Source organism: Butyrivibrio sp., assembly GCF_024699075.1.
Genome location: NZ_JAILQF010000449.1, coordinates 1 through 9,824 on the forward strand (window position 1 = coordinate 1; position 9,824 = coordinate 9,824).

The 9,824-nt window shown below is 37.7% G+C and carries 8 protein-coding genes; 7 read left to right on the plus strand and 1 reads right to left on the minus strand.

The window, feature by feature from the left end; all coding sequences use genetic code 11:
• A partial coding sequence (locus K6G87_RS17645) for a GGDEF domain-containing phosphodiesterase (protein WP_296840217.1) occupies positions 1–1,973 on the minus strand: 1,973 nt, incomplete at its 3' end.
• Positions 1,974–2,295: 322 nt separating this feature from the next.
• Here K6G87_RS17645 and K6G87_RS17650 point away from each other — a divergent pair.
• The 7 genes from K6G87_RS17650 to K6G87_RS17680 all read left to right on the plus strand — a co-directional run.
• Complete coding sequence (locus K6G87_RS17650; RefSeq protein ID WP_296840219.1) at positions 2,296–3,150, plus strand: class I SAM-dependent DNA methyltransferase; 855 nt, start codon at positions 2,296–2,298, stop codon at positions 3,148–3,150.
• Between the two features lie 36 nt (positions 3,151–3,186).
• Positions 3,187–4,074: an Hsp33 family molecular chaperone HslO gene (gene hslO, locus K6G87_RS17655; RefSeq protein ID WP_296840220.1), complete on the plus strand. Its 888-nt coding sequence runs from the start codon at positions 3,187–3,189 to the stop codon at positions 4,072–4,074.
• 44 nt (positions 4,075–4,118) lie between these two features.
• Positions 4,119–4,982, plus strand: coding sequence for a diaminopimelate epimerase (gene dapF, locus K6G87_RS17660; RefSeq protein WP_296840230.1), 864 nt, complete (start codon positions 4,119–4,121; stop codon positions 4,980–4,982).
• Between the two features lie 612 nt (positions 4,983–5,594).
• Positions 5,595–6,773: a glycosyltransferase family protein gene (locus K6G87_RS17665; protein ID WP_296840222.1), complete on the plus strand. Its 1,179-nt coding sequence runs from the start codon at positions 5,595–5,597 to the stop codon at positions 6,771–6,773.
• Positions 6,774–6,930: 157 nt separating this feature from the next.
• Entirely contained in the window at positions 6,931–7,386 is a 456-nt protein-coding gene (locus K6G87_RS17670; protein WP_296840224.1) for an ACT domain-containing protein, read from the plus strand.
• Between the two features lie 147 nt (positions 7,387–7,533).
• The gene (locus K6G87_RS17675; RefSeq protein WP_296840225.1) at positions 7,534–8,742 is read left to right on the plus strand and encodes a homoserine dehydrogenase; all 1,209 of its coding nucleotides are present in this window, start codon (positions 7,534–7,536) and stop codon (positions 8,740–8,742) included.
• Positions 8,743–8,757: 15 nt separating this feature from the next.
• On the plus strand, positions 8,758–9,824 hold a 1,067-nt coding region (locus K6G87_RS17680), incomplete at its 3' end, for an aspartate kinase (RefSeq protein WP_296840228.1).

The window sequence follows — 9,824 nt, forward strand, 5'->3', positions numbered from 1 at the left end:
GAATGGAAGAATTCTGCAAGGTAATTCTCTTTTTTATCTTTCAGCCTTTCATGAACAGTAGACATATCATAATATTCTCTGAATTTCTCTCTTTCTGAAGGTATGATAAATCTTTCGGAATATATACGTACTGCCTCTTTGGAATCAGTGCTTTCATCAGTTATTCTGCCCTGACTTGAGTTAAGATATATATTTTCAACTCTACCTGATTCATCATAGAGATCAATTCTGAAGTAGAGCGTCAGCATATGGCGCATGGCAGCCTGTATGTTACGTGCCTGAAGAATGGTCTTTTGGGATGAGAGATTAGTGCTTGAAAGAAGATAGACAGCGGTATCTCCTTTTCTTGCAAGGAATTTCATACGCTCATTTATTACCATACCATTTATAATAAGGTCAGTTGATTCTATCTTACCTGTATTTTCAGCCTTTTTGGCAAGCTCAAAGAACATATCGTTTTCACGAACGCCTTTTTCTCTGGACCTTTCTTCTGCCTGTTCTTTTGAATTTATATTAAGATTTAAAAGAAGTTCTTTAAAGGCATCATTATAAAGAATATAAGAAAGATTATCTCCATCAGCTACTTCGCAGATGGCGATTGCTTCTTCGCTGTAAATTCTGGTCATTGAAGTATCAAAAGGAGAGGGCGAAAGAACATTTACTTCACCCATTTTGTCGTAGTAGTTGTGGTAATCTAAGTCTTCACAGTTATCATCCATTTGAACAGCAGGGTCACATGGCTTTGGTTTACCAAAGTAGTAGCCCTGTATTTTTTCACATCCTATGGAACGAAGGAAGTTAAACTCTTCTTCAGTCTCGATTCCTTCTGCAAGTGTGTGCATTTTGAGTGTTTTGGACATGTTGATGACTGAAGCAAGGATGATCCTTGATCTTGGATTATCATTCATGTCTTTAAGGAACATTCTGTCTATCTTGATAAGATCAAACTGGTAGGTTTGCAGGTTATTAAGTGAAGAAAATCCACTTCCAAAGTCGTCCATCCATATCTGATATCCTGCTTTTCTGAAATGATCTACGCCTTGTGTAAGAGGTGTATTAGCTTCAGCAAAAGCACCTTCTGTAATTTCGATATTAAGAAGCTTTGGTGGAAGCATATATTTTTTTCTTATATTATCAGTTTCTTTAAAGATATCGCATAAAAGAAAGTCGAGACGGGATAAGTTTACAGATATGGGCTGAACTGGAAAACCATTGTCTATGGCGGCTTTTTGTACCATGCATACCTGCTCTATAATGCACAGATCAAGCATATGTATGAGCTTTGCATTTTCAAGGATAGGTACAAATACATTAGGAGCTATAAAGCCATAGGTTGGATCGATCCATCTTGCAAGAGCTTCATAACCGCATACTTTTCCTGTAAGAGCTCTTATAACACATTGAAAATAAGGCTGTATATAGTGATTCTTGACAGCGTTTTCAAATCCTGTGATTATGTAGTGTCTGAAGTTTAGCTCAGTTTTGATATCCTCGTTATAGAATATGATATGTCTGTTTATATCATCTTCTATGTAGTCGCAGGCAAGCTTGGCACAATCGATCATCTGCGTTGGCTTTTTGCCGCTTTTATCATTTATATAGATTCCGCATTTGATGTGCATCAGAATGGATTTTTGATAGTTAGAGATATTGTCCTGAATACGATCAAGCTTATCCTGGATCTCTTCCTGCTTGGAATATTTTACACATAAGATAAATCTATCGCCGGAAACCCTGCCAAGTAGTTCATCCGGAAATGTATCATGGATATCTTCAGATAGAAGATCCAGGAAATGGTCGCCTTCTGCAAATCCATAACTTTGGTTAAAGGTCTTAAAATTGGACACGTTAATGAATATGAAAGCACAGTTGCTATTCATGATGCTTTCAGCGTTTTCGTTGACTTTATTTATAAAACTTCCTATTGTCAGAAATTTTGATCTGGAGTCGAATTCCTTAAGGCTTCCTGCCATATGATAGCTTCCCCCCTGAAGTTAGAAAAAGATGATCATAGGTATTAAGTATGTAGGGGTAAATGTAGCACCCTTATGACTTTATGTAAATTTTATGATTTCTTATCACAAAGTTCCGATTATATTTTCGGAATAAATCCCCAAAAACTTAAGGTTAATGATAAAATGATGCCATGGGTTAATGGGCAGTTTATTCTGCTACACTAATCTTTATAAAAAGCTTTTCTATTATTATTTAATATAGCTTCTATAAATAGTTTTTGATTATTATTTAATATGGACCTTAAAAAGCTTTTGAATATTTTTTACTGCGAGGATTATTATGGATTCATATACAGATTTTGCGCTTGTTTATGATACTTTTATGGATGAAACGCCCTATAGTGAATGGGCTGATTATATAAGTAGTCTTATACATAAATATGGTATTTCAAAGCCGGTAACGGATGATATAAATAGTGATAAGTCTGATAATGACTTACAAGATGTGAGTGACAAACTGTCACAGGAAAGGGATATGGTAGTAGAACTTGGCTGCGGTACAGGCTCTTTTGCTGAAGAGATGGCGGCACGAGGCTATGATATCATGGGAATTGATAATTCCGAGCAGATGCTACAGATTGCTATAAATAAGAGAGACAAGTCAGGTCATGATATCATGTATCTTGAACAGGATATGAGAGAGTTTGAGCTTTTCTGCACTGCAGGAACCTTCCTTAGTGTATGCGACAGTGTTAATTATCTTACAGATCCTTTAGATGTTGTAAAGATGCTCAAACTTGTCAATAATTATCTGTATCCTGAAGGAATCATCATCTTTGATTTTAATACCGTGCACAAATACCGCGATATAATTGGTGATACAACAATTGCAGAAGACAGAGAAGATTGTGCATTTATCTGGGATAACTGGTATGATGATGATACTTTTATAAATGAATACGACCTTACTATCTTCGTACATGAAGAAGATGACAGGTACAGAAAATTCAGTGAGACACATTTCCAAAGAGGCTATACTCTTGATGAAATGATGGATATAGTTGAAAAGTCAGGGATGCAGTTTGTTAAGGCTATAGATGCTGATACTCACAAAGATCCTGACAGCGACAGCCAGAGGATATATATTATCGCAAGGAAGAATACCGAGAATAATACAGAGGTTGTCGAAGACTAAAACAATTTTTTTAAAAGAAATTAGAAAGTAGGAATTATGGAAACAAATGAAAGTTACAAAGATTACATGGTGCGTGCTACAGCTGCATCCGATCAGATAAGAGCCTTTGCGGTTACTTCGAGAAATCTTGTAGAGACTGCAAGGAAAGCTCACAATACAAGCCCTATAGCTACAGCTGCTCTTGGTCGTCTTATGTCAGGAACTCTTATGATGGGTTCCATGATGGAAAATGAAAAGGATCTTATTACAGTCAAGATAGACGGCGATGGCCCTTTAGGAGGAGTCCTTGCAACAGCCAACAATAAAGGCCAGGTCAAGGGCTATGTTAATAACGGTTATGTAATCCTTCCTCCTAATGCATCAGGACATCTTAATGTAGGCGGTGGTATAGGCAAGGGTACATTTACTGTTATCCGTGACATGGGCATGAAGGATCCTTATGTTGGACAGGTTCCTTTGTACACAGGCGAGATCGCAGAAGATTTCACTTATTATTTTGCCCAGTCCCAGCAGACTCCTTCATCAGTAGGTCTTGGAGTTCTTATGAATCATGAGAATACTGTTAGAGAGGCCGGCGGATTTATAGTTCAGCTTATGCCTTTTGCAGATGATGCTGTAATATCTCATCTTGAAGATAATCTTAAGAAGTTTACTACAGTTACTGATGTTTTAAGAGAGGGTAAGAGCCCTGAAGAAATGCTTGAGATAGTGCTTGACGGCTTTGATATCAAATGGAACGGAACCATGCCTGTAGAGTGGCACTGCAACTGTTCCAAGGATCGTGTTGCAAGGGGGCTTAAGCTTCTTGGACACAAGGAACTTGATGATATAATAAATGATGGAAAGCCTATAGAGACCAAGTGCCATTTTTGTGGAAAGACCTATAGTTTTGATATAGATGAGCTTAAGAGCCTTCTTTCATAAATGAGAATTAACCCAGACAGAAAGGACAGATAATTATGGCAACAATTACTTTTACCAAGATGCAGGGTGCCGGCAATGATTATATTTATGTAGACGGCGCCAAAAATGTGATACCAAATGATCAGAAGCCTTTAGTTGTTCGTAAGCTTTCAGACCGTCACTTTGGAATAGGCGGAGATGGAGTTATATTTATAAATCCTATAGAAGGTGCAGATTTTGAAATGGAGATGTACAACGCCGACGGTTCAAGAGGTGAGATGTGCGGCAATGGCATAAGATGTGTTGCAAAGTTTGTTTATGATCATGGTATGACAGATAAGACCAAGGATCTTGCTATAAGTTCTTTTGGAAGAAACCGTTATCTTGATCTTACAGTTACAGACGGTAAGGTTACTATGGTCAAGGTCAATATGGGAGCGCCTATCCTTATCCCTTCCCAGATTCCTGTAGATGAATCAAAGTTCCATGACAGGGATCAGATAGTTGACTTTCCTATTCCTATAGAAGACAGAAATTTCAGAATGACCTGCGTGTCAATGGGTAATCCCCATGCAGTTGTATTTGTAAATGAGAATGAAAAGCTTGCTGATTATCCTATAGAAAAATATGGTAGAAAGTTCGAAAATCATCCTTATTTTCCTCAGAGAACCAATACAGAATTCGTCCATGTAGATGACAGGAAAAATGTCCATATGAGAGTATGGGAAAGAGGTACAGGAGAGACTCTTGCCTGCGGTACAGGATGCTGTGCAACAGCTGTTGCCTGTATCCTGAACGGATATACAGATGATGAAGTAACTGTTCATGTCCTTGGAGGAGATATCATCTGCAGATGGGACAGGGAAAGTAATAATGTATATATGACAGGACCTGCCGTAACAGTTTTTGACGGAAGCGTGGAAATTTAATAATAATCATGAATGATACACTTTTACATGCAAGTTTGTAAAAGTGTATTATTATAGGCTTTTATAGGCATGTTTATAAAAATGTATTATTATTGGCTTTTATATGTATGTTTGTAAAAGCGTATTATTATGGGCTTTTATCATGTAAATTGTTAAAATTTTACAAAATTTTTATCAAAATTATGGAAAAAATGAAGTGCCAAAAACTCTTGATAAGATAGTATAAATCAGTTACATTATAAAAGGCGCTTATAGAAATGAACTATGGATATTTCACCATCGTAGTGTACGGGTTGGGGAACCGGTATTAAGCGATGCAATCAGCTTCAGGAACCAGGGAGGTATGAATGTTTATATATTTCCGCTGTAATGGCGGTATCTATATATAAGTTACATGGCAGCATGTGATGAACGACGTTTAAAGACCTGAAATACTGAATTACATCTCGTAGGGTGGCGTGATCTATAAGTTTTGAAGGAGCACTTGTGACAGGGAGTTGCAAGATGCTTCTTTTTTTGTCAAAATTAATATAAATCAGCTTAAAATCCGTCGCTTTTAGATTGCGGGAAGTTCAAATGATTTTTTCATTATAGGAAAAGAGGTCCGCTTGTATGCGTATTCTATATTATGTATGGAATGAATTTACAGGTGAAGATACCAGAATGGTAATGCGAGAGCTTGGCCATGATGTTGAGGAGCTGCGCTATTCATGGAATCGTCTTGATGAAGATGAAGGTTTTGAAAGAGTTCTTGAGAATAGCCTCAGGATGAAGAAAGACGGTAAGAAGATAGACTGCGCCTTTACGTGGAATTTTTTTCCCATAATATCAAGAGTATGTCACAGGATGCATATCCCTTATATATCATGGGTATTTGATTCTCCTCATTTTCCTCTTGCTTCCAAGGAAGTTGTAAATAGTGAAAACAGGATATATCTGTTCGATAAAGGTCTTGTTGATCTATATAAAAAGATTGGCATAGATACTGTTGATTACAGCCCTCTTGCAGTTAATTCCGTAAGGCTTAAGGCGCTTTCAGATAAATTGTCCCTATATCCTTGCTATGAGCATGATGTTACTTTTCTTGGCAATTTATATGATAATGAATACAATTTCTATGACTTTACGGCGGAGTATCTTCCTGAGGATCTTAGGACGTTTTTTGAAGACGTCATGGAAAGACAAAGACATACCTTTGATGAAGATCTTATAGCTGATGAGAATATTATTTCAAGAGGTATGATACAAAAGCTAAATGAGTATATGAAGTTTAGTCTTTCTGAAGATAAATACGATTTTGACCAGGATATTCTTATAAGAGATATCCTTAAAAAGAAGGTTACGCAGGATGAAAGGCGCATTCTTTTAGAGGATCTTGGTCTTAAATTTAAACTTGACCTTTATACTAAGGCAAATGGACCTACGCTTTTAAATGTCCGTGATCTTGGAGAAGCAGACTATATGGGGCGTATGCCACATGTTTTTAACAGAAGTAAGATAAATCTCAACTTCATGATGAGATCTATAAGGACAGGTATGTCACTCAGGGTCCTTGATGTTATGGGATCCGGAGGTTTTCTTATATCTACATACAGAAGCGAGCTTTCAGAGTATTTCACTGACGGACAGGATCTTGTTATTGTTCATAATAGTGAGGAACTTCCTGATAAAATCGATTATTATTTAAGGCATGAAGAAGAGAGAAAAGAGATTGCCAGACGCGGACAGGAGAAAGTATTTAGTCTTTTTGATTACAGAATAATACTTCCGAAGATCCTTGAGTTGTCCTGATAACAATTATTTTTTGGTAATAATTAATGTATCTTTATGCGTTTTTAGAAAATGTTTGGATAATATTTATGGTTGCCTCTGCCACTTTAGTGTGATAGAATATCTTTCATGGACGCACAAATGTCCGTGCAGGACACACTAGTGAACAGGGGAGATTATGAAAGAACATTCCGGATATTATATTGTTCAAAGGCAGGCTATACCAGAAGTACTCATAAAGGTAGTTGAAGCTAAAAAGCTTTTAGAATCTGGCAGGGTTCGTACAGTCAATGAAGCTGTAGCACAGGTTGATATAAGCAGAAGCTCTTTTTACAAATATAAAGATGATATCTATGAATTCCATGATTCTCTTTCCGGATCAACATTCACACTTACATTTCAGATAGACGATGAGCCCGGACTATTATCAGATGTCCTTGGGATTATTGCCAAGTCGGGAGCTAACATTCTGACGATTCATCAGTCTATCCCGATCGACGGAGTTGCTTCTCTTTCAATAAGTCTTCAGGTTATTGATGAAGGAGCAAGCGTAACGGATCTTTCCGCTGCTATCAGCGAAAGAACTGGTGTTCATAAGGTTCAGATAAGTGGACGCGGTAACGGTGTTTCATAAATAGAAGTAATAAAAATAGAAGTAATAAAAATAGAAGTAATAAATGTTTATGAATTCATTTCAAATGATCAACTTTCTTTTATAAGTGATTTGCATTTTTTATGAATAATTATGCGTGACGTAGTCATGTGGATAAAGGGAGGCAATATGGCCAAGGCAGCAGTATTAGGTTATGGAACAGTTGGAAGCGGTGTGGTTGAAGTTTTGGATACCAACTGCGCAGAAGTTGAGAAGAGTGCCGGTGAGAAGGTTGAAGTCAAGTATATCCTTGATCTTCGCGACTTTCCTGGTGACAAGCATGAAAAGCAGATCGTTCATGATATTGAAGTCATTTTAAATGATCCTGAAATAGATGTCATATGCGAGACTATGGGTGGCCTTGAACCTGCCTTTACTTTTGAAAAGAGAGCTCTTGAAAAGGGAATCAGTGTATGTACATCCAATAAAGAGCTTGTTGCAGCGCACGGACCTGAGCTTGTAAAGATTGCCAAGGAGCATAATTGTTCATATCTTTTCGAAGCTTCAGTAGGCGGTGGTATTCCGGTTCTTAGAACTTTAAATACATCTCTTAAGCATGAGAAGATTGATTCTATAACAGGTATCTTAAACGGAACTACCAACTATATTCTTACCAAGATGGATAGAGATAAGGTGGGATTTGCAACAGTTCTTAAGGAAGCCCAGAACAAGGGATATGCAGAGCGTAAACCTGAAGCTGATATTGAAGGCTACGATGCCTGCCGTAAGACAGCTATCCTTGCTTCTCTTATGTCAGGACAGTATGTTAAGTATGAAGATATAGAGACAGAAGGAATCACAAAGATCACTCAGGAAGATTTCTCCTATGCAAGAAGCCTTGGTATGTCTATAAAGCTTCTTGGAATGATCAAGAAGAATAACTCAGGATTTTTTACCATGGTATCACCATTTCTGATTCCTTCAGAAAATCCTCTTGCATTTGTAAATGATGTATTTAATGCTATAGTAGTTCATGGTAATATGCTTGGAAGTACTATGTATTATGGTAAGGGTGCAGGTAAAGAGGCTACAGCATCAGCAGTTGTTGCTGATCTTATCGACCTTGTGATCCATAAAGGAAGCCATATGGATGTGAACCTTACAGATGCACCTGCACAGCTTTCTGATAATGGAAGCTATGTTCACAGATTCTTTGTAAGAGTAGATGAAAGTAGTGAAGAAGAGGCCAAAGAGCTCTTTGGTTCAGGCATAGAAGTTATAGAGAGCAGTGAAGTATTTGGAGAGTTCGCATTCGTTACTGATCTCATCTCAGAAAAAGATTTTAAAGCAAAATATTCACAGCTCGCTAAAGCAAAGGGATTCCTTCGCGAGCTTTAAAGAGAGGCAATTATAATGAAAAAAGTAGTTAAGTTCGGCGGAAGTTCACTTGCAAGTGCCGCACAGTTTGAGAAAGTTGGTAACATCATAAGAAGTGATGAAGGAAGAAGATATGTAATTCCTTCAGCTCCTGGTAAGAGAAACTCAGGAGACAAGAAAGTTACAGACATGCTCTATGCATGTTATGCACTTGCTGAGGCAGATAAAAGTTTTGATGCACAGCTTGCTGATATCAAAGCCCGCTATGATGAGATCATAACAGGTCTTAAGCTTAAATTCTCACTTGCTGATGACTTTAAGGAGATAGAGAAGAATTTCAAACAAAAGGCTGGAAAAGACTATGCTGCATCTCGCGGCGAGTATCTTAACGGCAAGATCATGGCTGAGTACCTTGGCTATACATTCGTTGATTCTGCAACAGTTGTATGCTTTAACAAAAATGGCGACTTTGACGCAGAAAAGACTAATGAGAAGATGGCTGCAAAGCTTTCAAAAGTTGAAAGAGCTGTTATCCCCGGATTTTTCGGTGCTAAGCCTGATGGCAGCATCAAGACCTTTTCAAGAGGCGGATCTGATATTACAGGTTCAATTGTTGCACGTGCTGTTAAAGCTGATGTATACGAGAACTGGACAGATGTAAGCGGATTTATGATCGCTGATCCCCGCATCATCAATAAGCCACAGTCAATAGAGATAATCACATATACTGAGCTTCGAGAGCTTGCATATATGGGCGCATCTGTACTTCACGAAGATTCAATCTTCCCTGTACGTAAGGAAGGTATTCCGATCAATATCAAGAATACCAATAAGCCTGAAGATGAAGGAACCTGGATCGTTGAATCAACAGCCAGAAAATCCAAATATACTATTACAGGTATTGCCGGCAAAAAAGGCTTTTGCTGTGTGAATATATCCAAGGATATGATGAACTCAGAAATAGGTTTTGTAAGAAAAGTCCTTCAGTCATTTGAAGATCATGATATCTCAATTGAGCATGTTCCTTCAGGAATTGATACTATGACAGTATTCGTTCATGAAGATGATTTTATTAACAAGGAGCAGGCAGTCGTAAGTGAGAT